A 23,241-nucleotide genomic window follows, 5' to 3' on the forward strand; every position below is an offset into this window, starting at 1 on the left:
TGTCGAACAATCTGGTTGGTGTTCTGATGGCGTGCTAGAATCGCTATCTCCCTGAAACTTCTACGAACTGATCTCTTATCTTGAAGCCTGCGAACGATACTGACAGCCAACTTTTTGCCCCCGTTCTGGTGATGGACTCTGGCGTGGGTGGCCTCTCTATTGCGGATCATATCCGTAAGACTTGTCCGGATACGCCCTTGTTTTATCTGGCGGACAACGATGCTTTCCCCTATGGGGATAAAGATGAAAGTTGGCTGGTAGAACGTGTAGTTCATTTAGCTGAAGCACTGGTGAATGAGTACCCGATCCAGTTATTGGTTTTGGGCTGTAACACTGCCAGCACCGTGGTTCTGCCGGCGTTGAGAGGCGCCCTTGATATTCCTGTTGTTGGTGTGGTTCCGGCGATTAAACCCGCTGCAGCTTTAAGCGAAAGTGGACATTTTGGTCTTCTGGCAACACCGGGAACGGTGAGTCGCAGCTATACCAATCAGCTGATCTCTGACCATGCTCCCGGTTGCGAAGTAACCCGCGTGGGATCGACAGAGGTCGTTCGGCTTGCAGAAGAGAAGCTGGAAGGTAAGCGTGTTGACCTGAATCGGTTGCAGCAGGCTGTTGCGCCTCTGTTTGAAACGGAATCACTGGATACCGTGGTTCTAGGCTGCACCCACTTTCCGCTGTTACTGGATGAGTTAAAACAGATTCAGCCAAGAGCGATTCGCTGGGTCGATTCCGGGGCGGCCATCGCCCGAAGAGTTGCCATGCTGCTGAGCCAGAATAAAGACGATCTTCTACCGTCCGGGACTCCGTTTCCCACTGAGAGTAATATTGTTTTTCTGACCCGTAGCGTAGGGGCGGACAGCGCTTTGATGCGATCCTTCAACCGAAGTGGTTTTGATAAGCTCAGGATTATAACTCCCGATTTTTGAGGGGCCTCATGAGTTTTAAAAGGGATTTTTATGCTCGTTATCTCTTCTTTATTTGCTTTTTTATCCTTGATATCAGCCCTGCTTTTCTTAATCGGTATAAGGGTTTTGATTGATGACTAACGACCTTCTCGATGAGTGGCAACCTTATCTGACCGCCCGGAAAAGTGGTATCAAGAAGCACTGGAAGGCACTTTTGAATGAAAGGGTTGCCTCAATAGATCAACTGAGTACTGATGAACGGGCGTCTTATCTGGATCGCCTGTGTTCCGCTGTTTTTGATGACCAGCAGGCTATTCCAATTGAGCACCCTGTAATCTGGCGTCATATTCTGACCCGGTGGCAGGAGCGTCTGGCCCAGAACCCTGAGCATGAACAGACGCTTTTATGGCTGGTTAAAGCGATGGGGTTTAATGGTACCTACAAAATTTTGCAGGTCGATCCTGATGACATTCTGAAAGGGATTTTGCAGCGAAATCCCAGTCAAAATGAAGCGCAGCGGATGCTGTTAAAAAGCCATCTGGATTCATTGGATTTTGCACTGCATGAGTTACCTCATGGACTTCTGATTCGGGCTGATATTTGCAGACAGCTGGTCGCTGAATGCGAACAGTTAATTCAAGCTAATCCCGACTTAGCGGAATGCAAAACCCGCTTTAACCTCGATTTAAATGACTATCGGTCGACTCTGAATGAGTGGCTGAATTCTGAGCAATACAAGGAAGACGATAATGGATCTGGACTCTATTATGAGTAAAGAAAAGTCCGCTGCAGATATCCTTCAACATCACCGTGAAACAAACCCCCTTCTGATTACAGATCTGAGTCGTTGTGATGAGGACTGCTCTGCCTGAGTGATGACATCGGCTGCTCAGTCCGGCCTGTATTGAAAAGTCACTGAACGATCAGTGACTTTCTTTTTAGTTACAAATTACTACCTGCATCATTTTGTCCTGCCTTATGTATCCTTATGGGGTGCATGGTTATTTCTTCTGGATTATCTCTGCCTTTCTGTTGTTCTGACGGTGTTTTCAGGAGTCCTTTTTTTTTGGTTTGTGCATCATTTTTGAATGACTTCAGACTTATATAAAGAGACGACATTCCCAAGAAACTCCTGTTATTGGCCTTTTATCAGACGCCCCACCTGAGTGGACAGTAACCCGCTTTCATAAGGTGCTTTGATGAATTCAGGACTCCTACGCCCGGACGTTTTCGGTTGCCGGGCCAACAGAAAAGGAATTTCACAACCATGCTGAACTATTTTCAGAACAAATCATTGGCGGCTCAATTATCTCTGGTGATCGCGGTATTGATGATTCTTGCCAATACCCTGATGACAGGTATTCTCACAGACCAGTCCCGCGAGAACCTTGAGGCGGAAGCTGAGGACGCTCTGACGCAGCAGAGTGAATTGGTTTCCGATATGTTGGAATTTTACTTTCAGGATAGCTTTCTGAATGCTCAGCGTCTGTCGGATATATTTTTTAATATGTTCCCTCAGGGCGTTAGCCTGAGTGATCAGGAGACGCAGGTTGCCAGCTATCGCACTCGGGCACTGACGGATGAATCCGGGGTAATCAATGGCGACTTTACTAAGCCCGACCAGTTCACCCGCATGACCGGTGGTACCGCGACGGTTTTTGCCCGTCACGGGGATGACTTTCTTCGGATCAGTACCTCTCTGAAAAAACAAAATGGCGAACGGGCATTCGGTACCTTGTTAGGGACCGGTCATCCGGGATACAAAAAACTGATGGCGGGTAAAACCTTCCATGGGGTGGCGCATCTTTTTGGTCGTGATTACATGACCATTTACCGACCGGTTCAGGAATCCGGTCAGACAGTTGCTGTACTCTATATCGGATTTGATCTCACCAACGGACTGGCTGAACTGAAAAAAACACTGGCTAAAGTCCGTGTCGGTGAAACCGGTTATGCCACGATTGTTGCCGGTGCCGGAAGTAAAGTACCGGGCAAGGTGTTGATGCATCCGAAGCTTGAAGGCAGCAATATCCTGGATATTAAAGCAGCCGACGGCAGCTCTCCTTTTACTGCGCTAATGCGGAATGACAAAGGCGTGCTGCGTTACGATTATCAGGATGGCGATCAGCCCTTGCATGAAAAGCTTGCGGCTTACAGTGCTGTTGATGGCTGGGGCTGGGTGGTTATGTTGGGGAGTTACAGCAAAGAGTTTGCTGCTACCAGCATTCTGTTGCGCAATACTATGATGTTACTGATGCTGGTCTCAACTCTGATCATTATTCTGGTTTGCGGCGTCATGTTGTACCGCCGTTTGGCTCCTCTGCGCCGTGTCACTCAGGATCTGGTGACCATTGGACAAGGTGAGCTGCACATTCAGCCGACCTATATCGATATTGATGCCGACTGTAATAACGAAACCCGCCTGTTACGCAAGGCAACTTATGATATGCATGCCGGACTGAAAGATCTGGTTGTTCAGCTGAGTCAGGCATCTGATGCACTAAAAGGCAGTGTTAGGCAGGTGCAGGATGCCAGTGCCAGCACTGAGAATGCGGTTGATCAGCAATCCCTTGAAATTCAGCAGGTCGTGTCAGCGATGGAAGAGATGTCAGCCACCACTGCAGATGTTGCCGAGAATGCCAGAGATGCAGCGGATACTACGTCTCAGGGGCAGGATAAGGCATCCGGAGGACACGATGCTTCCAGCATGATCAACGACAGTATCGAAACTCTGGTCGTCGAGATGGAGCGGGCTTCTGCGCTGATTCAGGAAGTGTCTCAGGAGAGCAATAATATCAGCGCCTTTATGACCACGATTAGTGAAGTGGCTGAGCAGACAAATCTTCTGGCATTGAATGCGGCTATTGAGGCTGCCCGAGCCGGTGAATCCGGTCGTGGATTTGCAGTTGTTGCCGATGAGGTGCGTACTCTGGCAAGCAGAACCCAGGGAGCAACTTCCGAGATTACCCTGTTGGTTGAGCGACTGCAGAGTAAGATCGATGAGGCAGTTCAGGCGATCGGCAGTGGTAATGAGATCTCCCGTGAAAGTCGTCAGCGTACCGGAGAGGCCCGTGGCGCACTGGAAGAGATCAGTCGCTATATGACGCATATCGCCGATATGGGGAACAATATCGCGGCGGCAGCGGAACAGCAGGCTGCAGTGGCTGAAACGGTGACCCAAAGTCTGCACAGTATCCATCAGCTTTCGGGACATACCCGAGGTCAGAGTGATGCCTGTGTTGCGGCCAGTGAAGATCTGCAAAAAGTTGCTGGTGATATTGGGCAGAAACTGTCGCGTTTCCGGCTCTGAGTGGCCGATTTAAGCCTTGGTGTCCGGTCGGCAAGGATGCATCAGGGCTTAGTTCTTTTCTCCTGGGGGGTTATTGCGCCCGGGAGATCAGCCCACTTTCAGCTTAAAGCACTCATTCAATAGCCACTGCCCCCCTTTGCCTAAAGATTTGTGTCGGCTCCAGACCACATCAACCCCCTGTAACGAAGCATCCTGCTGGTACGTGCGTTTCAGAGCAACCAGTGAGCCCTGTTCCAACTGCTCTTTAACGATAGCTTCATGAAGCGATGCCCAGCCTAATCCCGCAGATAGCACTTCGGCAATCACAAAGGGACTTTCGGCATACCAGACCTTGGGGCTGAGAATCTGCTCTTCATGGCTTTTATCCTCAAGATCCAGACTACGGGGCACCAATTGCCGGTAGCGTCTCAGGTCACTGTGGCTGACCTGTTTCAGCTGTGCCAGGGGATGGTTTTTACTGCAGACCGGAATCTTTCGTGAGTGACCGATTCCCCGAAACATAAAACCTTTGGGATAGTGCTCCTGCTCCATCATCAGCCCCAGATCCGCTCGCCCAGACCGAAGCAGACTGGCTACATCGCTGGTGCCGGGGTCGAGCAGTTCCAGCTCGATATGGGGAAATTTCTCTTCAAAAATCACCAGAAGCTCCACCAGAGGTTGAGCAGAAACATTCTGCTCAATAGCAAGACACAGATGGCTTTCCTCACCGGCATTCAGCGCCATGGCATGGCTCATAAAGTCGTGGTGACTTTCCATAATGGCATAGGCCGAGCGCAGTAGCGTTTCGCCTTCTTCCGTCAGCACCGGGCTGCGTTTACTGCGATCGAAAAGCTCGACACCCGTCTCGATTTCAAGATTGATAATGGCATTACTCACTGCCGATTGCGCTTTTTTCAGTCGGCGGGAGGCGGCTGAAAAAGAGCCGGTTTCTGCTGCGGCTATAAAAGCGTTGAGTTGATCGGGGTGCGGCATAGGTACTCCGGAGAAATCTTGTGAAGGCTATCTTAGTATCTATCTTTAAAACAGATAGATACTAACTTTGTTTTATCATAATAATCCATAGAATGCCCCTCCATTGAGAGCATCTTCTACAGGGCTATAAAGCGTTAGCCGGGGTGCTTTCTGATACGATTAATGAAGAAGCGGTAATTCGCTATCAGGTTTTGATCTGTCTTGTCACTGAACAGGCAGAGGGATGGAGGGTAAGTCGATGGCTGATAAAAAAATTGTGATTCGTTCAGGACTGGACAGAGTACGTTATGTGTTGGTTTTTGAAGCCGTACTGCTTTTATTTTTGGCTCCGGCTATCGCGTTTGTGTTTGATAAAGAGACCTCAGACACGGCAGCACTGACGCTGATTCTGGCGGCTAAAGCGATGATCATCAACATGATCTATAACTACTTCTTCGATAAGTTTGATGCCAAGCGTGGTGTCATCCCCACCGAGCGTACCGGAGGTCAGCGTGTGATGCATGCCATCGGCCTAGAAGTGGCGCTTACGGCAACCTCTCTGCCGGTTGTGACCTGGTGGTTGGAAATTGCGATTTGGCAGGCGCTGGCGATGGATGCTTTAGTGATGGCCTTTATTGTGGTTTATACCATGGGCTTCACCTGGGTTTATGATCGTGTTTTCCCGGTGGTACAGCCGAAGGATGAGGTCTTTATTGCAGGTGAGGCGGCTTAACCGGACTTGATACGTAGCCTCTTTTTTTACGATTTTGTTACTGCTTTCTCAAGTGTAACGGCTGCCCCGGATAACTTTGTTATCCGGGGCTTTTTTGTGCAATGTGCAAGGGAGTGAGATCTCTCTCTGTAATTAATGCAGCATCTCAACCTGGGGTTCTTTTTTCGGTGCTTTTCTGCTTGGGATCTGTGAGATCAGCATACCTGCCAGCATCAGGCTGCAACCGATAATGCCCTGGGTATCCAGGCGCTCACCCAGCAGAAAGTAACCGCCGATGACGGCAAATACCGCTTCAAGGCTCAGAATAATTGCCGCATGGGACGCGGGAGCGGTTTTCTGAGCAAACACCTGTAGGGTATAAGCGACACCCACCGACAACAGACCCGCATAGGCGATCGGCTGCCACGCCATGCCGATATTGGCGAAAGTCGGCTCTTCAATAAAGAGGGCTACGCCAAGACTCACCAGACCACAGGTAAAGAACTGCACGATAGACAGACGCAAAGCATCCATCTGTGGAGACAGCCAGCCAATCACCAGTACGTGACCGGCCCAGAACAGAGCGCCGATCAGCTGCAGCAGATCGCCATAGGCGAGGGTGAAGTCATCGGTGATACTCAGCAGGTAAAGACCCACTACTGCCAGTACGCCGCCAACCCAGGTATTGCGGCCGGTTCTTTGGCCCCAAAGTAGAGCGATAACGGGAACCAGAATGATATAAAGGCCGGTGATGAATCCGGCATTGCCTGCGGTGGTGTACTGCAGGCCAACCTGCTGCAAAGTTGCACCGGCAAACAGGAAGGTGCCGGCAATAAGCCCACCCTGCCATAGATTCAGGCGCACTTTGCCCTCGGGTTTTGCTATGGTCGGTTTCAGGATCAGCAGCAGCGGCAGTAGTGACAACGCACCGAGAAAAAAACGGGCTGCGGTAAAGGTGAAAGGACCGACATAATCCATGCCGACCCGCTGAGCAACAAAGGCGGTACCCCAGATGGCTGCTGTGATCAGCAGCATCAAATCAGAGCGTAGCGTACGTGTTTGCATAATTCCCTGCTTCCGAAAAATGAAACTAATAATTGTTTGTTATCAGGTTAAATAGCCCTGAATTGTATCAGAAAACAGTGGGTCATTCGGCATGAATTCTGTGTCTGTATTTCTGTAAAAGTTCAGAGAAATCAGATTGTTCATAATCTGTTTTTTTTTCGGATATGCAGGCTTACTAAATGAGGATAAAAGCGCTATTCTAGCGCGGATTTTTGTCTTGGTCGGTTAAGGCTTCTTTATTGGATATCCCCTTGGGCGGCAGATACACATAACCTGGCATTCTCAGGAGCAGGTATGCAGCAGTTTCGTATGGATCGCGGCCTTTTAAACAGCTTTATTTTTTCCTTTCTTCTTCTGTTGGCTGCGGCTCTTGTCTTGCTGCGGATTGATTTTCTTCCTGATCAAAATCTTCAGATAAGCGGACAGCATGGCGAGATGCGTTTGGCCTTCTGGTATCCCAATAGCAGTGGCCCGTTAGTGCTGGACGCAGAGTGGTTAGGTTTCCCTGATCAACTGTTATCCCCAAAGGAGGTCGAGCGGAATCTCGCCAGCTCTGTTGCAACCCGCTTTCCTGATGTTTGGCAGCCTCCAAAGCCCCGCCGCCATGTGATGACCTATACCCTGATGCTTAAGCAGATCCCGCAGGATATGGCTATGGGGCTGAAAATTCCTGAAATTAAAAATAGTTTCCGCCTGTTTTTGAATGATAAAGAGGTCGCCTCCGGTGGTCGTGCAAGCGACAGCCTGGATCAGCATGAGGCTTATTTTGGTGATCGTATCGTCCGCTTGGGGAAGTTACCGGAAAATGCGCGCTTAACACTTCAGGTGAGTAACTTCGGACACAGTCGGGGCGGTGTTCATGAAGCGCCTGTTTTGTCCACCGAAGCTCACTGGATTGATTATTACCGCTTCAATATTTTGGTTGAGTGTGTGGTGATCAGCCTGGCTTTGATTGCTGGTTTGCTGATTCTGGTGGAGTTTTATCTGGTTCCTGAGCATAGAGAGCTGCTTTGGATCTCTCTCTTCTCTATCGTTCTTGCGGGCTATATCGGCAGCTCCGGACTGGGCGGTTTTGCAACGCTGATACCGGGTTTTTCATGGCAGCTTTCTGTGCGAATGGAATATATCGGTTTTGCAGGGGCAATACCCCTGTTTCTGAACTGGTTAGTCGCACTCTATAAAGCGGATTTGCAATGCCAGGCGATACGTTGGCTTTCCTGGATTTCGTTAGGCATGGTGGTTTTTATTTTACTGACGCCCAGCTCTTTGTTTACCCGTTTTCTTCATCCCATGCTGATCTTCATGTGCCTCTGTATCGGCTTTGCCACCTGGGCGATGATAAAGTTAGTGATTCGCAATCGATCAGGGATTCGTATTCTGGTGGTTGGTGCGCTTGCGCTGATTGGCGGAATCATGCACGACCTGTTAATTTTTATGGAGCTTATTCAGGGTAAGAATCTGCTCGGTATTGGTGTTCTGGTATTCCTGGTCTCTCAATTAGGCTTTCTCACCTTTTATCGGACTCAGGAGCAGCTTCGTATTCTGGATCTGAATAAATCCCTGAACGATACCACCGAAGAGATTAAAAACCGGATTCAGGAGCAGCAGGAAGCGTTGGCAAGAAAAGAACAAGAACTGGAAATTCGCAAGAAAGAGATTTCAAGTTTACTGCGTCATGATGAGTTGACCGGATTGCTGAACCGGCATCATTTTCTTGAACTGGTTGAGCGCCGTCAGGCCCGTATGCCCCGACTGAGCCATAGCCTGATTATTATTGATATTGATCGCTATAAGCTGATAGTGGATCAGTACGGACGTGATTTTGCTGAAGGCCTTCTGGTTGAGATGGCAGAGCTGCTAAAAGATTGGTGTGAGGGCTATTTTGACCGGATACCCGCCCGATACGGTGGTGATGAATTTATTGTCTGGTTGGGACGTTGTTCGATGGATCAGGCAGAAGAGCTGGCCAAAGAGATCCGCAAAAAAGCAACGTCGATTCGCCTGCCAGCCCATTCAGATGTTCCGTCAGATTCTCTGGGGCGCTTTACCGTTTCAACCGGTGTTGCATCAGCCTCAACAGAACAGAATGAATCATCTCTTAGGGCTTTATTAGCCCGTGCTGCTGATGCGGTTCATCGGAGTCGTCACCTGAGTCGGTCAGTTTCGACAGCAGGAAGGGAGGCCCGTTGATGATTCGCTACCTGATTGTTTTTTTGTTCAGCCTGTTCAGCGCCAGCCTTGCTGCCCATGATACGACCCTGGTCTCCCGGCAGGGAATGATGGATCTAAAACCCTGGCGATTGGATATACACCCGGCAATTGAACTTGAGGGGCAGTGGCTGGTTTATCCCGGTCAGCTGCTGACGTTGGATGATCTCTCTCTTCAGCCTATTCCGAACAGTCAGCCCTTTCCTATTTCCCCGCTGGGTTGCGATATTTCAACGCTGGATCGGGCTTTAGCGTCCCATCGGGCCTTCAGCCCGGACTCGGACAAGAGTAATCCCCAAACGCGGGAGCTAGGTGAGCTAAGCTCCCAGGCGCAATCGACCCGTGTTCGGCCTTCAACGCTGATGAGCAACTGTGTTGCCACCTATGTGCTTGAGCTGCGTAATCTGCCAACACAACCACTGGCTATTATGATTCCTGAGTTATCCACTGCCTTTCGTCTGATATGGAACCATGAGGTACTGGCTCAGGGGGGGAAGGTAAGTGATCAGCTGCAAAGTTTTGAGCCCTATGTCGGTCATCGTCTGGTTGGTCTGCAAAGTGATACCGGACGGGGCGTTCTTCTGCTTCAGGTTTCTAATCTGACTGGTGCTAAGGGGCCTGTCCGCCAGCTTGTATTGGGAGAGGCATCGGCTATGAAGGCGCGCTTTGCTCAGGAAGAACTGCTGCAGGCATTGAGTGCTGCCATTGCAGGTATTGGCTGCTTGTTGCTGATGCTTCAACAGAGGGCGCGGCGTCGGTATGAAAAGGGGTTGTGGGGGTTGGCCCTGTTCAGTTTTGCAACGTTGCTTTATACCGTTACAGAGGGATATACCGTTATCAACTGGTTTGCTCATTCGATTGAATGGGCTGATGTGATCCGCTTCAATGTGGCCAGTCAAAACCTGTTTTTACCAGGGTTGGTTTTCTGGCTACTGGGCAGTTACCCCGGGGTGTTCCCCTCCTGGTATCTGATTCTGACGCGTTTGCAATTGCTTTTGTTGGTACCAGTGATTCTGTTGTTACCTGAGCCGTTACTGATTGCTTTGGAGTCGCCACAGATGCTGATGAACCTGGCCCTTGGCTGTGTTGGCTTTGCTTATATGCTGAGGTATCGGCGTTGGCTGTGGTGGTCATGTAAAGAACCGACGGCAGGTGTTGGCAGTTCTGAGTCCAACGATAGCAGAGCACGTTGCCTCAAGATGAATGCACTTTTGGTGACTCTGCTATTTGTTTTGGTTACTGCTGTTCATGATGTGCTTTTGTATCAGAGATTGCTGATGGGAATGGATTGGCTCCCTCTGGGTTTTGTTTGCTTTATTGTGAGCCAGATTTTCTTGCTGGCAGTCCAGCGAGCCCGGCAACATGCTTATGTAGACGGCATCAATCAGAAAATATCGGCAAATCAGCAGCAGCTTGAGAAAGAGGCGAGCCTTTGCACGCAGGCGCTGAAAGAGAAGACGGATCAGTTGGAAGAAACTCTATCAGAACTGCACTATCTTGAGCGACACGATGGCTTAACCGGGCTTTTGCGGCAAAGTAGTTTTCTGGCTGAAAGTCGTCGTCTGTTAGCGGAGCAGGCGGGTGCTCCCGAGTCCGTCAGCCTGATCCTTTTGGATCTGGATCGCTACAAACAAATAGGGGCTTATTATGGCCCGGTGGCCGCGGATCAGGGGATGAAAGAGATCGCTGCCTTGTTATCTCATTGGGCGGAAGGGTCGCGCTTGTGTGCCCGGCTGGAAGGCGAGTCTTTTGCTCTGCTGATTCCGGGGATGGAAGAGTATGAAGCGCTTCAGGAGGCTGAGTGGCTAAGGCTCAGAATCTCTCAGCGCTCTGTTATGCTTGATGATATGGCTGATAGTGGCGAAGAGTTTCATATTACTGCCAGTTTTGGTGTTTGTGCCTATCCGACCGCCGAAGCAGATATCCGTACCATGATGAATGCCGCTGAGCAGGCTCTAAACCGGGCAAAAGCCGGTGGTCGTAACGGTGCCATCGGTTATAGCCAGTTGTCTCTGGGGCTTTCCGGGCACCGGTCAGGCTGATGGAACCGTTTTTTCTACGGCCATCACAGGTATCAGATTTCTCAGAGCTGCTCCTGCCCGTCAGAATGGGATCCCGGTATGCTGGCGCAGTTGTGGCAGGTCAAGGCTGCTTTCCAGAGCATCAGCAACTCGGTCTATGGATTCTTCGTGCAGTGCCCGGATATCAAAAATTTCGGCCTGCTCAAGTCCGGCCCATTGCAGAATAGCGAGGCAGGCCTCGGGCTGATCAAACAGTCCGTGCAGGTAGCTGCCTGCGATCTGACCATCGTCAGAAACAGCGCCATCGCCGGATCCATCGGCAAATTGCACCAGAGGGCGGGCAAGCGCTTCGCCTGAGGTGACTCCGGCATGGATCTCATAACCTGATACCGGAATATCGGCCGCCTCTGTCGGATAAAGTCCGCGGGTTAAAACCCCCTGAACATTTTTCAGCTGCTTTTCCGCCGCCAGGGTGGTTTCAGTGGCCAGAAAGCCCAGCCCCGGAAGGCTACCCGCCGCACCTTCAATCCCTTGCGGATCATGCAGCCATTGCCCCAGCATCTGCCAGCCACCACAAATGCCCAGCAGTTTACCGCCGTAGCGCAGATGCTTATTCAGATAGCTTTCCCAGCCCTGCTGTTTCAGCCAGTTCAGATCCGCCTGAACACTTTTACTGCCGGGCAGAATCACCAGATCTGCTGGCGGTGGTGTTTCCTCCGGGGCAACAAAGTGGAAATCCACCTGAGGATGATTGCGCAACGGGTCAAAGTCGGTGTGATTGCTGATCCGGGGCAGTACCGGCACAACGACCCTGATCCGGTGCTCGTGCTCACTCCGGTCGGATGCGCCATTGATGCCATCTTCCGCTTCCAGACAAAGGCCATGCAGGTAAGGAATGACTCCCAGTACCGGCTTTTGTGTACGCTCTTCCAGCCAGTCATTACCGGGTTTCAGCAGACCAATGTCACCGCGAAAACGGTTGATCATAAAGCCGATGGTGCGTTGCTGCTCAGATTCGGACAGCAGATCCAGTGTGCCGACCAGATGGGCAAATACTCCGCCCTTATCAATATCCGCCACAATCGCAACCGGGCAGTCCACCGCTTCGGCAAAACCCATATTGGCGATATCGCGGTCCCGCAGGTTGATCTCCGCCGGGCTGCCCGCACCTTCCACCAGAATCACATCATATTGCTGCTGCAGGCGCTGATAGCTGTCCAGAACCGCTTTCATCGCTTCGGTTTTGTAGTCGTGATAGATACGGGCATCCATATTGGTGATCGCTTTACCCTGAATAATCACCTGAGCGCCGGTATCTGAATTGGGTTTCAGCAGTACCGGATTCATATCCGTATGGGGTTCCAGAAAACAGGCCTGTGCCTGTGCCGCCTGCGCCCGGCCTATCTCGCCACCGTCCACGGTTACGGCACTATTCAATGCCATATTCTGCGGCTTGAAGGGAGCGACTTTTACCCCTTTTCGTGCCAGCAGGCGGCATAAACCGGTCACCATGGCACTTTTACCTGCATCGGAGGTCGTGCCCTGAATCATCAGGGTTTTACAGGCGGATGCAGCCTGAGGTGCGATAGGTGTGGCAGACATGGACAGCGAACTCCAGACAGGGGCAAAAGACGAGGCTTAAAAAAGTCGCTATGATAGCGCATTTTTTATCGGTGGGTGGTCACTCAGACTCAGCCGTTCAACCGGATAAGCGTTTAATCCGGATCTCTGTTTCACTTTGATAAAGCACGGGTTCAAACCGCAGGAGCTGATATGGCGCTTTACGCCCCGGAGATTATTTTTTTCGCCCTATGGCTGGGTTGGTGGCTGGACCGGCGTTTTGGTGAAGTCCCTTTCTGGCATCCCTTGGTGGGCTACGGTTGTTTGGTGGGCTGGCTGGAAAAAGCCCTTAATGCGGATCGCCAGACGGGGAGTGCCCAATTACCGGTTGCCCGCAAGCGCCTGCTGGGGCTGATCGCTCTGGTCATCGCTGTTCTGCCATTTACTCTTGGACTGATGCTGCTTCTACCCGAAGCTGAAAGTGGTAGCGGGTACTTACTGCTATTACATCTGCTGCTACAGGGAGGCGTGCTTTATTTTGCGCTGGGTGCGAAAAGTCTGGATCAGCATCTGGCTCAGATCGAGCAGCCGCTGCTGGAGGGGGATCTTCCTAAAGCCCGTTTTTATGTCGGCTGGATTGTCAGCCGGGATACCTCCGATATGGATCAGATGCGGGTTACCCGTGCAGCGATAGAATCCGGCCTTGAGAACGGCAGCGACAGCGCCTTTGCGGCGGTGTTCTGGTTCCTGCTGGCCGGTGCCCCCGGAGTGCTGCTGTATCGACTGGCAAATACTCTGGATGCGATGTGGGGCTATAAGACCGAGCGCCTGTTAAGTTTTGGTTGGGCGGCCGCCCGTTTTGATGATCTGCTGAACCTGCTGCCAGCCCGGATCTCAGCTTTGTTGTATGCCCTGAACAGCCCCCATGGTTTTCAGGGGATGAAGACGGCACTGCACTGCTGGCGCAAGCAGAGTCATCAGTGGGAAAGCCCCAACGCCGGGCCTGTGATGGCTGCCGGAGCCGGGGCGCTTGGGGTACAGCTGGGTGGCGGGGATACCTATCACGGTCAGTGGAAAGAGCGTCCGTTGCTGGGAGCCGGTAAAGAGCCGCAGGCCGGGGATCTTCGGGCTGCAAGAAATCTGGTTCAGCGGGTGCTGTTCAGCTGGCTCCTGCTGGGAAGTGTCAGTGTTTGGGTGGTTTATCTCTGCTCCGGTCAGGGAGGGATTCTGTGAGTTATCGGCTAACGATACCTTCTGCTGAGAACCCATGGCTGGCACCCTTGCCACCTATGGCTACACCACAACACGGCGGAGATCTGCTGCGCGCGAAACGGCGTTATCCGCTGGTGGATCATTGGCTGGATCTGTCGGCGGCACTTAACCCGCAGCCCTATCCCGTGCCGGATATTCCCCCGAGCTGTTTTCAGCAGTTGCCGGATGGCTATGGGCCACTTTTGACGGCTGCCGCCAGTTATTATCGGCAGCAGAACCTCTGGCCGATAAACGGCTCCCAGCAGGGGATCGAGCTGCTGCCGGGGCTGTATGGCAGTACGGCTATGGACCGCGCGGAAAAACGGGTGGCGGTGCCGGATGAGGGGTATCAGGAACATGCCTGGTGCTGGCAGAAAAACGGGTTTTCTGTGTATCGCTATCGGGCGGATTCAACGGAAGCACTGATCGGCATTGCCGCGCAGTGTGATGTGCTGGTGGTGATCAATCCGAACAATCCCACCGGTCAGCTGTTTGACCGGAATACCCTTTTAGCCTGTCATCATGCGTTACGGGCAAAAAGCGGTTGGCTGGTGGTGGATGAAGCCTTTATTGATGCTTTCACTACCGATGAGCAGCAAGAACTCAGTGTGTCTGATGCTGCCTGTGATTCGTTAATCGTTTTGCGTTCTGTCGGTAAGTTTTTCGGTCTGGCGGGTATCCGCAGTGGTTTTGTGCTGGCGGGTGATTCTGTGATTGAGGCGCTGAAAATGATGACAGGGCCCTGGCCGTTGAGTGGGGTAACGGCCTGGCTGACGGAGCAGATGTTGCAGGATCTGGAGTGGCAACGAGCGGCCCGGAAAAAGCTGGATCAGCAAAGCGGAGCCTTGCGCACTCTTCTGAATCAGGTGTTTCCCGGTTTCAGAGAGATATCGGACCGGCAGCCTACTGATAGGCATCTCAATGAAGAGACGTTATTTCGTGAGGATTTCTTGTGTGCTGATCAGGGGCAAACGCCACTCTTTGTCAGTCTGGTACTGACAGGTGGCGAAACTGCCGCCAAAAAACTGCAGGAATGGCTGGCGGTCGAAGGTATCTGGATCCGGGTATTCCCGCATACCGGAAGGATTCGGTTAGGCTTACCAGGGGAGGGCGAGCAACTGATAAGGCTTAAGGTGGCTTTGACAGGCTATGTGGCGACTATGGGGCATCCTGCTCGTTAGCTGTCGGCGGCCTGTTTCGGTAGGTGCTCACTGAGGTACTGCTGGATCGGTCCCAGGCATTGGGTTAACTGAGCCAGACTTTGCAGGGCCTGTTCTGTGTTTCCCTCTTTCGCTGCCGCTTCTAGGGCCTCCGCGGCTTTTTCGGCCTCTTCAAAGGCGAAGGTGCCCATAAGTCCTTTAAGCGTATGCAGGGTTCTGAGAGTGCTCTCGTCAAAGCCGGCATTCTGACTGTGAATATCGCTGATCAGATATTCCAGCGTGGGTAAAATATCCTGATAGTTTGTCTGGAAGTCATTCAGGAGATCCACCATAAGATCCGGCATATCTCCCATTTTCTGCAGGGCATGCTCAAGCTGGCAACCTGGAATGGTGCTAAGCCAGAGTTGGTCATCGGCCAGACTATTAATAAGAGAATCTCTTTGGTTATGGTGTGTTAGCTGACTCATTTCGACGTCTTCTTCTCTGATCTCTTTTGTTGGAATCCACTCCACTAGCGCAGCGGTTAAAATATTGGGGTCGACGGGCTTGCTGATATGGTCATTCATGCCTGCTTCTGTGCATAACTCTTTATCACCGGACATGGCATTTGCGGTCATGGCGATGATGGGCAGATCTTTCAGTCCGAGATCCTGACGGATACTCCGTGTGGCTTCATAACCATCCATGACGGGCATCTGAATATCGCACAGTAACAGATCAAAAGAGCCTTCTCGCAGATATTCCACGGCTTCCCAGCCATTATTGGCCAGTGTTACTTTCATACCCCGCTGCTCAAGCAGTTCACGGGCAACCTGTTGGTTGATCAGGTTGTCTTCTGCAACCAGTACTTCGGCTCCGAAAATACGGGCCAGCTCAATTTCCAGATCAACAGTCTGATTCTGACGCTCTTTTCTTCCCGTTGGCTGGTAGCCAAAGAGATCTGCGATAGTATCCAGTAACGTCGAGGGGTTCATCGGTTTTGTGATGAGTTCGTCGATACCGGATTGCTCTTTCAGCCAACTGTAGGACTGGCGGCCATGAGCACTGATGATAATGCTTTTGGTATGCTCTGCCCCTGCTTTTTGGTGATAGCAGGCCAGAGTCTCAACACCGTCCAGTTCGGGCATCTGCCAGTCGATACAGGCCAGATCGTAGGGGGCGTTTTCTGTCAGCGCCTGGTTGAGCTTGTTCAGGGCTTGGCGGCCGTCACAGACCAGGTCAGCGGTATAGCCAAAGCTTTCGATCATTTTCTGCAGAATTTCACGGGCGTGTTGGTTGTCATCTGCGATCAGAACCTTGAGTGCTGGCAGTTTTTCCAGTCGGGTTGGTTTCTGCTCCGTATCAGACTGCAGTGTGCAAACGACGGTAAAGCGGAAGCAACTGCCTTGGCCGGGCTGACTGGTAACTGTCATCTGTCCACCCATGGTTTCTGTCAGGTGCTTACTGATGGCCAGCCCCAACCCGGTACCACCGAAACGTCGGGTTGTGGATGCATCTGCTTGCGTGAAAGGACGGAAAAGACTGGCAATCTGTTCTGCATCCATCCCGATCCCGGTATCAGTGACCTCTATATTGAGAGTGACCTGATGGTCGTCCAGCGGTTCCGCCTCTGCGCTGACCATAACTTCACCGTAATCGGTAAATTTAATAGCGTTGTTACACAGGTTAATCAGAATCTGACCTAGTCTCAGCGGATCTCCGATCAAAAGTCGAGGAATGCTGTTCGGGAAAGAAAAGAGCAGTTCAATGCCTTTCTCCTCCGCTTTCAGGCTGACAATACGGGCAAGATGTTCAATAACTTCATCCAGATCAAAGGCTGTCTGTTCGATGGATAATTTACCGGCTTCGATTTTGGAGAAGTCGAGAATATCGTTGATGATGCCCAGCAGGTTATTAGCGGATTGATGAATCGTGGTCAGGTAAGATGCCTGAGTCGAGTCCGGATCGTGTTCTTTTGCCAGTTGGCTAAGGCCAATAATGGCGTTCATGGGCGTGCGTATTTCATGGCTCATATTAGCCAGAAAGTCACTCTTCAGACGATTGGCTTTATCTGCGGCTTCCTTAGCTTCTTTGAGAGCCTGTTCAGCCTCTTTGCGTTGTGTAATGTCGTACAGCCAGGTGAAATAGGCTGGTTGGCCTTCAAACAAGGTACGGTAAACAGAGATCAGTCCCCAGCGAATGTCTCCGTTTGCGGTCACCAGGCGGCCCTCAAAGTCCTGTATGCGTTCTTCTTGACTAAATTGAGAGACCAGATCCTGGTGATCCTGCGGATCTTTGAAGATCTGCGCGGCTTTCATGCCCAGTAGCTGACTCTTGTTGTAGCACAGCATCTTAACCATAGGGTCGTTGCAGTAAATGATGCTGCCGTCATGACTCATGATAGCCGCTCCTACCGGGCTAAGTTCCATCATGCGCTTCAGTCGGTTCTGGGATTCTGTCTGCTCGGTGATATCCACCAGTGTCAGAATGCGACCATCATTGCTGGTGTCGGTACAATAAATATCGATCACTTTGCCTGTTGCCAGAAAGCGCTGAAATTTCCCTGAGCTATGCTTTCTGAGGTTTTCCAGAGCCTGTTGTACTAAGGTATTTTTGTCGCCTTCTCCAAGGTCACCCCGTTCCGCCATAAACTCATAAACGTCACGCATTGGTGTTCCGGGTTCGCAAAGGTACTCGGGCAGATCATAAGCATCCAGAAACGGTTTGTTGGCGAATTCCAGTGTGTTGTCAGCACTGAGCTTTAGCAGACCGCTGGGTTGACTGTTAAGAATGACCTGCTGTTCCGATAGGGTATCGGCCAGTTTCTGATCGGCCTGTTTAATGGGGGTGATATCCACGCCTTCCGGTAATAGCAGAATCACTTCTCCCCGGTCATTGGTGATGGGGGTTAGAGTGAAGTCGATGCAGACCATTTCACCTTCACTGTTGATATTAATGACTTCAAAGTGAGACTGGATGCCTTTCGCGCCCTTTTCAACGGCTTCACGGACAATGTTTTGCTGGCTTTTATCGTGATACCACCAGGGGGAGTCCCAAAAAAGCTTTCCCAGTACAGCGGAATGGTCACATCCAATCAGATTCATAGCCGCTTTATTGGCCACCAGAATGTGGCCTTCAGGATCGAGAATAGCCATCAGTTCTGAGGAGTTGTTCAGCAGGGCGGTAAAGTAATCGGTCATCTGCTGCAGGGCTTGTTCAGCGGCTTTTTGTTCGCTGATATCCCGAGCAATTGCGGTAAAAAAGAGGTTGTCCTGATTCCGGACCTGATTAACCGCGAGATAGATGGGGAATTGCTCACCATTTTTGCGCAGGCCCGCAAGCTCTCTCCCTGTGCCCATAGCCCCGGAATCAGTAACGCTTTGTGTCAACGGGGCTTTTGGGTGTCCGGTGCTTAAATCATCATCGGTACCTTTCTGTCTCTGAAGGTAGCCCTCCATATAATGCTGATGATGACTGCTGAAGGGCTCGGGCATTAGCATTGAAATGGGTTTGCCAAGCACTTCCTGCTGTTGGTAGCCAAAGATCTTTTCCGCTGCCGGATTAAATAGTGTGATATTACCGAACTGGTCAGTGGAGATAATTCCATCGACCGTGGTATTGATAATGGCGGAAAAATCAGATTGTTCTGTTAGCCCGAAAGAGGGAGCAGATCTTGTGCTGTTTTTCGAAAGCTTGGGGCCAGATGAGGTGCGCTTTGACTGTATCCAGGCACCAGCGGTCAGTCCCACAAATGTGGCGAGAATCAGATAAGCCAGCAACAGGATATCTCCATCGGTAGGAATCCAGAGTTCATTCTGATACTAGCCAACTGGTGACGGAAAGCAAGTTAAGATGTATTTGCAAGAAATGAATGCTAAAGAAGATGTTGAGGGTAAACCGAGCAAAAACAGCTGGTTTTTATCGCTCAGGATAAATGAGCCAATTGATTAAACAAAAAAAAGCCGCAACACAGAGTGTTCCGGCTTTTCAACAGCATGGCAGATCATTGTCTAGTACGGGTTAAACAGCATCACCAGGACGATCAGGGTGCCCAGTACCAGCAGGGTATCAACAACCCAGCGTGCTGGAGTTCTCTTGGCTTTTTTTCTCATCTGAGGGCGCGCCGCCGGAACGTTCCGGCGCTGCTGGCTGGCGCTACCCCGGCCACTACGGGCCTGAGCAGATGAACCGCGTCTGTCAGGACGAGGACGTGGGCGACCACCAGCCATCTTTCTCTGTTTCTGGAGTTCTTCGTTACGTTTGTTTTCTTCGAACTCTTGCTTTCGCCGAAGGGCATCTTCCTTCAGCTTTCTCATGTTTTGCATTGAAAACCTCAGACATCAATACAGGGGCATAATACCTCTGTATCTCTTTCCTTATCCTTCATCTTTTTTTATCGCAACAGGCAGAAACTACATGCGTGTTATTCACTGTCCTTAGCAATCTCATAGCAAGGATTATACTCTGTTCCGGGGAGTTTCATGCGTTGTTGTTGCACAAAAGATTGTAACAGTGCGTCAAGAGGTGCCATGATCTCCTCGTCACCATTGATCTGGAAGGGGCCAAACTGTTCGATAGCTGTAATTCCCTGGGCTTTTACGTTACCGGCAACAATTCCTGAAAATGCGCGACGCAGATCAGCAGCTAACAGGTGCGTTGGCTGATTCAGTCGAATATTCAGTGCGGCCATGTTGTCATGGGTTGGCTCAAAAGGTTGCTGAAATTCTGGGCTGATTTTCAGGCGCCAGTTGAAGTAGAAGGCATCGCTGCTGATACGGCGTGATTTTTCCACTTCGGTAATACCATGGGATATTTCGCGGGCAACCCGGGCAGGATCATCAATAATGATCTTATAGCGCTGTTGAGCCTGATAGCCCAGTGTCAGGCCAATAAACTGATTGATCTGCTGCCAGTAATCGCGGCTGCTCTCCGGGCCTGTAAAAATAACCGGGAAAGGTATGTCATCATTTTGCGGGTTCAGCAGAACGCCTAACAGATAGAGTATCTCTTCGGCTGTACCGGCTCCACCGGGAAAGACGATAATAGCGTGCCCGACTCGCACGAACGCTTCCAGACGCTTTTCAATATCCGGCATGATCACCAGTTCGTTCACGATCGGATTGGGGGATTCTGCTGCAATAATACCCGGCTCTGATATGCCCAAATAACGACCATTCTGAATCCGCTGTTTGGCATGAGCAAGATTTGCACCTTTCATTGGGCCCTTCATGGCACCGGGGCCGCAGCCGGTACAGACGTTAAGCTCCCTCAGCCCTAACTCATGACCAACGTCTTTGGTATAGCGGTATTCTTCGCGGCTGATAGAGTGTCCACCCCAGCAAACCACCATATCCGGTATGTGGTTAGCCTTGAGGGTGCCGGCATTACGTAAAATATGAAAAATAGCGTTAGTGATGCCTTCGGAGTCATTCAGGTCAAAGCGGCTGTTGTGCTGTACTTCGCTGCTGACATAAACAATATCCCTCAGTACGGACGAGAGGTGTTCACGAATGCCTCGGATCATCTCGCCGTCAACAAATGCAGATGCCGGAGCTTGGGTCAGATGAATTTTGATACCCCGGTCCTGCTGCAGTACTTCGATATCAAACGCTTGGTTCTGTTCCAGTATGGCTTTGCTGTCATCGGTATGACTGCCGCAGTTAAGGACTGCAAGAGCACAACCGCGAAGCAGATCATATTGGCCGTTTTCCGAGGTGCATTTCAGGCGGTTGACTTCAGTCTGAGAAAGAACCTCCAGACTACCTTCTGGAGAGAGTCGGGTATCAATACCCTGAGTGTTTTTATGTGATGTCATGATGTTATCTCCTGTCCCTGCAGCCCTGCCCTGACACCCTTCAGTTTTGAGTGGCGTTGTGTGCCTGGTATTAAGCCGGTCTTAAACGGATGTTCACTCGTGTTAAAGGCCCCGGCTTATTTTGGGTTCGCTATATTCAGAGCCTGCTGCCAGAGCTGTAATATTTCCTGTTGATCTTCGCTGTTCATATTGTCATCGGCAAATACCTGATGTAACCAGCGGGTAAAGCAAGTATCAAAGTCATCCTCAGGTTCTACATATTCAGCGACCAGTGTCAGCTGAGGAATGATATAACCCAGTGCAAACAATTGTGATTCGTCAGCCTGCATCTCTAGCTGTTTCAGTACTTCGGCAAGTTGATCTGCGCGCTGGCTAAAGGTTTGCATAATGGCCTCTTGGTTGGTTGTCTTCTTCATTATGGCAGCAGAGTTGCTAACGTGCTGTTTCATAAGATGTTAATAGCAATCTATGACATAAGCATAACATTGGCCTGAAATGAAAGCACAGCGCCTCAATGCCTGAAATGAGGATCTTATCTTTTAGTCGAATAACGCCTTTCCCAATTAGTGGTATCTGGTGATGGGTCAAACGATTGATTGAAAACAAGGGGGGCTATGCCCGTACTGGACTTCCGGTTGGTAGGTTGGTTTGTGACTTTTAAGTCATTGATTTTTATTGGTGAAATATGACTTAAAAGTCACGCTTGTCTCTGACCAAGGTCTAATATGTTGCGCGTGCGAAAAGCAAGTAAAAAGCACTCAACATGCCAAGCCGCGCTGAATAACCATAACGACAAATCAGCTGAGGCATGGGCTGTAAACCAAAAAAACAAATTGAAAATTAACAGGTGTAACTGTGCTATTAAAACGTAATCACGGAGAAGAACATCCGTATTGGGCTGCGGGCCCATTCAAAATTCGACTACCTTTTATCCATTACCGTTGGGAATTGGCTGAAACCGTTCAGGGCATGGTGATGTTCGTTGTCGGCATGGCAATGATTCCCCTGCTGCAGAAATACTTAGGCCTGCCTTACGATGTGGCGTTGGCCTATGTCGTGATCTGCGGTATCGGCTTTATGTTGCCGAACTTGTTAGGGGTTCCTTTTGTACCAGGTTGGATTACTCCGGCCATTCCTGTTGTTCTGCTCTTTATTGGCGGGTTTGAGCCTGGTCCTGATGCGATCAAAGCTCTGGTTGCACTGCAATTAGTTGTTACTGCGGTATTCCTCTTTATGGGTGTTACCCGTCTGGGCTCCAAGCTGGTTAATTCGATCCCGGATTCCATTAAAGCCGGGATCCTGCTGGGTGCCGGTATTGCTGCAATCAGTGGTGAGATTGTTGATGGTGGTCGTCTGCACAATACACCGATCTCTCTGGGTATTGGTGGTCTGATTACTGCTTATGTTCTGTTCTCACTGTCTTTCCGTGGCTGGGTTGAGAAGCATCGCTGGGCTAAAACCATCGCTGGTTACGGCATGGTTCCGGGTATGCTGATTGCGATGGCGATCGGTTGGGGTGTAGGTGAGTACAAACTGCCTGAAGTGGAAATGGGCATTTCGGCACCGAACTTTGCAGCTATCTGGGATTACCTGCCGTTCACCATCGGTATGCCGGGTATTGATCTGTTCATTGCGGCGATCCCTACCGCTATCATCGCGTATATCATTGCGTTTGGTGACATCATTGTGGGGCAGAGTTTGTTGAGTCGTGTTGACCACCTGCGTCCGGATGAGAAAATTGAAGTTGATGTTGACCGTGTTCACCTGGTGACAGGTATCCGTAACCTGATGCACTCTTTCTTTGCTCCATACCCTGGTCTTGCAGGTCCTCTGTTTACTGGTGCGATGGCTACGATTGCTGAGCGTTATCGTTATGGCCGCAGCGCGATGGATACGATCTATTCAGGTGCTGGTGTATTCTGGATCGTAGGCTTTATTGCTCTGTTTGTTCTACCTCTGATCACGCTGTTCAAGCCGGTTCTGCCGATTGCACTGTCAATCACTCTGATCATCACAGGTTATCTGTGTATTGCGGTAGCGGTAGAGCAGATTGAAAGTGCGACTTCTATGGGGGTTGCCGGTATCATGGGCGTGGTACTGTCGGTGCACGGTGCTGCATGGGGTCTGGGTGTTGGTCTGGTTCTGTACTTCCTGATCGAGCACCGCACCAAAAACGCCGTTAAAGATGATGAGGCGATTCATGTTGAAGAGGATGCTGCTTCGGTAGACTGATCATGCACCTTCAATAGGTGTCTAGTCCTGATATAAGTTGACACTTTTTTACAGCGCCCGATGAACCTCATC

At 50.7% G+C, this 23,241-nt stretch carries 16 protein-coding genes; 9 read left to right on the plus strand and 7 right to left on the minus strand.

Annotation, left to right across the window (positions count from 1 at the left end):
- Positions 1-80 precede the first annotated feature (80 nt).
- The 3 genes from murI to AC4GL5_RS02010 all read left to right on the plus strand — a co-directional run bounded on the left by murI (position 81) and on the right by AC4GL5_RS02010 (position 4,215).
- Positions 81-926: a glutamate racemase gene (gene murI / locus AC4GL5_RS02000; RefSeq protein ID WP_490381109.1), complete on the plus strand. Its 846-nt coding sequence runs from the start codon at positions 81-83 to the stop codon at positions 924-926.
- A gap of 112 nt (positions 927-1,038) precedes the next feature.
- Entirely contained in the window at positions 1,039-1,680 is a 642-nt protein-coding gene (locus AC4GL5_RS02005; RefSeq protein ID WP_490381110.1) for a hypothetical protein, read from the plus strand.
- A gap of 492 nt (positions 1,681-2,172) precedes the next feature.
- Positions 2,173-4,215 carry a methyl-accepting chemotaxis protein gene (locus AC4GL5_RS02010; RefSeq protein WP_490381111.1) on the plus strand — a complete coding sequence of 681 codons (2,043 nt, stop codon included), beginning with the start codon at positions 2,173-2,175 and terminating at the stop codon, positions 4,213-4,215.
- A gap of 87 nt (positions 4,216-4,302) precedes the next feature.
- Here the strand turns inward: AC4GL5_RS02010 and AC4GL5_RS02015 are convergent, their stop codons facing one another.
- Positions 4,303-5,187 carry a LysR family transcriptional regulator gene (locus tag AC4GL5_RS02015; RefSeq protein ID WP_490381112.1) on the minus strand — a complete coding sequence of 295 codons (885 nt, stop codon included), beginning with the start codon at positions 5,185-5,187 and terminating at the stop codon, positions 4,303-4,305.
- A gap of 238 nt (positions 5,188-5,425) precedes the next feature.
- Between AC4GL5_RS02015 and AC4GL5_RS02020 the strand changes: the two genes are divergently transcribed.
- Positions 5,426-5,899, plus strand: coding sequence for a PACE efflux transporter (locus AC4GL5_RS02020; protein WP_490381113.1), 474 nt, complete (start codon positions 5,426-5,428; stop codon positions 5,897-5,899).
- A 132-nt stretch (positions 5,900-6,031) separates the two neighbouring features.
- Here AC4GL5_RS02020 and AC4GL5_RS02025 read toward each other — a convergent pair whose 3' ends face one another.
- On the minus strand, positions 6,032-6,943 hold the full coding sequence (locus AC4GL5_RS02025) for a DMT family transporter (protein ID WP_490381114.1): 912 nt from the start codon (positions 6,941-6,943) through the stop codon (positions 6,032-6,034).
- 294 nt (positions 6,944-7,237) lie between these two features.
- On the opposite strand from AC4GL5_RS02025, the gene AC4GL5_RS02030 reads away from it, so the two are divergent.
- Together AC4GL5_RS02030 and AC4GL5_RS02035 are read left to right on the plus strand one after the other, a co-directional pair.
- Positions 7,238-9,133: a sensor domain-containing diguanylate cyclase gene (locus tag AC4GL5_RS02030; RefSeq protein ID WP_490381115.1), complete on the plus strand. Its 1,896-nt coding sequence runs from the start codon at positions 7,238-7,240 to the stop codon at positions 9,131-9,133.
- A complete protein-coding gene (locus AC4GL5_RS02035) occupies positions 9,133-11,193 on the plus strand; it encodes a GGDEF domain-containing protein (protein WP_490381116.1) in 2,061 nt (686 codons plus the stop codon). The genes AC4GL5_RS02030 and AC4GL5_RS02035 overlap by 1 nt, the downstream gene beginning before the upstream one ends.
- 60 nt (positions 11,194-11,253) lie before the next feature.
- Here the strand turns inward: AC4GL5_RS02035 and AC4GL5_RS02040 are convergent, their stop codons facing one another.
- Positions 11,254-12,774, minus strand: a complete 1,521-nt coding sequence (locus AC4GL5_RS02040; protein ID WP_490381117.1) for a cobyric acid synthase — start codon at positions 12,772-12,774, stop codon at positions 11,254-11,256.
- Positions 12,775-12,945: 171 nt separating this feature from the next.
- Between AC4GL5_RS02040 and cbiB the strand changes: the two genes are divergently transcribed.
- Positions 12,946-13,965, plus strand: a complete 1,020-nt coding sequence (cbiB, locus tag AC4GL5_RS02045) for an adenosylcobinamide-phosphate synthase CbiB (RefSeq protein ID WP_490381118.1) — start codon at positions 12,946-12,948, stop codon at positions 13,963-13,965.
- The gene (locus AC4GL5_RS02050; protein ID WP_490381119.1) at positions 13,962-15,164 is read left to right on the plus strand and encodes an aminotransferase class I/II-fold pyridoxal phosphate-dependent enzyme; all 1,203 of its coding nucleotides are present in this window, start codon (positions 13,962-13,964) and stop codon (positions 15,162-15,164) included. The genes cbiB and AC4GL5_RS02050 overlap by 4 nt, the downstream gene beginning before the upstream one ends.
- Here AC4GL5_RS02050 and AC4GL5_RS02055 read toward each other — a convergent pair.
- The 4 genes from AC4GL5_RS02055 to AC4GL5_RS02070 all read right to left on the minus strand — a co-directional run bounded on the left by AC4GL5_RS02055 (position 15,161) and on the right by AC4GL5_RS02070 (position 21,323).
- Entirely contained in the window at positions 15,161-18,901 is a 3,741-nt protein-coding gene (locus AC4GL5_RS02055) for a PAS domain-containing hybrid sensor histidine kinase/response regulator (RefSeq protein WP_490381120.1), read from the minus strand. The two genes, AC4GL5_RS02050 and AC4GL5_RS02055, sit on opposite strands and share 4 nt — an antisense overlap.
- A 231-nt stretch (positions 18,902-19,132) precedes the next feature.
- Positions 19,133-19,447: a hypothetical protein gene (locus AC4GL5_RS02060; RefSeq protein WP_490381121.1), complete on the minus strand. Its 315-nt coding sequence runs from the start codon at positions 19,445-19,447 to the stop codon at positions 19,133-19,135.
- Positions 19,448-19,545: 98 nt separating this feature from the next.
- Positions 19,546-20,937 carry a nucleotide 5'-monophosphate nucleosidase PpnN gene (gene ppnN / locus AC4GL5_RS02065; protein WP_490381122.1) on the minus strand — a complete coding sequence of 464 codons (1,392 nt, stop codon included), beginning with the start codon at positions 20,935-20,937 and terminating at the stop codon, positions 19,546-19,548.
- Between the two features lie 116 nt (positions 20,938-21,053).
- Positions 21,054-21,323 carry a hypothetical protein gene (locus AC4GL5_RS02070; protein WP_490381123.1) on the minus strand — a complete coding sequence of 90 codons (270 nt, stop codon included), beginning with the start codon at positions 21,321-21,323 and terminating at the stop codon, positions 21,054-21,056.
- 469 nt (positions 21,324-21,792) lie between these two features.
- On the opposite strand from AC4GL5_RS02070, the gene AC4GL5_RS02075 reads away from it, so the two are divergent.
- Positions 21,793-23,169 (plus strand): xanthine/uracil/vitamin C permease, encoded by a 1,377-nt coding sequence (locus AC4GL5_RS02075; RefSeq protein ID WP_490381124.1) that lies wholly within the window; start codon positions 21,793-21,795, stop codon positions 23,167-23,169.
- Positions 23,170-23,241: the final 72 nt, after the last annotated feature.

The sequence above is a fragment of the Oceanospirillum sp. genome, assembly GCF_982874595.1.

Coding starts and splice junctions, on each gene's coding strand:
- AC4GL5_RS02005 (WP_490381110.1), top strand. CDS start 1,039: ATGACTAACGACCTTCTCGATGAGTGGCAACCTTATCTGACCGCCCGG.
- AC4GL5_RS02010 (WP_490381111.1), top strand. CDS start 2,173: ATGCTGAACTATTTTCAGAACAAATCATTGGCGGCTCAATTATCTCTG.
- AC4GL5_RS02015 (WP_490381112.1), bottom strand. CDS start 5,187: ATGCCGCACCCCGATCAACTCAACGCTTTTATAGCCGCAGCAGAAACC.
- AC4GL5_RS02020 (WP_490381113.1), top strand. CDS start 5,426: ATGGCTGATAAAAAAATTGTGATTCGTTCAGGACTGGACAGAGTACGT.
- AC4GL5_RS02025 (WP_490381114.1), bottom strand. CDS start 6,943: ATGCAAACACGTACGCTACGCTCTGATTTGATGCTGCTGATCACAGCA.
- AC4GL5_RS02030 (WP_490381115.1), top strand. CDS start 7,238: ATGCAGCAGTTTCGTATGGATCGCGGCCTTTTAAACAGCTTTATTTTT.
- AC4GL5_RS02035 (WP_490381116.1), top strand. CDS start 9,133: ATGATTCGCTACCTGATTGTTTTTTTGTTCAGCCTGTTCAGCGCCAGC.
- AC4GL5_RS02040 (WP_490381117.1), bottom strand. CDS start 12,774: ATGTCTGCCACACCTATCGCACCTCAGGCTGCATCCGCCTGTAAAACC.
- cbiB (WP_490381118.1), top strand. CDS start 12,946: ATGGCGCTTTACGCCCCGGAGATTATTTTTTTCGCCCTATGGCTGGGT.
- AC4GL5_RS02060 (WP_490381121.1), bottom strand. CDS start 19,447: ATGCAAAACATGAGAAAGCTGAAGGAAGATGCCCTTCGGCGAAAGCAA.
- ppnN (WP_490381122.1), bottom strand. CDS start 20,937: ATGACATCACATAAAAACACTCAGGGTATTGATACCCGACTCTCTCCA.
- AC4GL5_RS02070 (WP_490381123.1), bottom strand. CDS start 21,323: ATGCAAACCTTTAGCCAGCGCGCAGATCAACTTGCCGAAGTACTGAAA.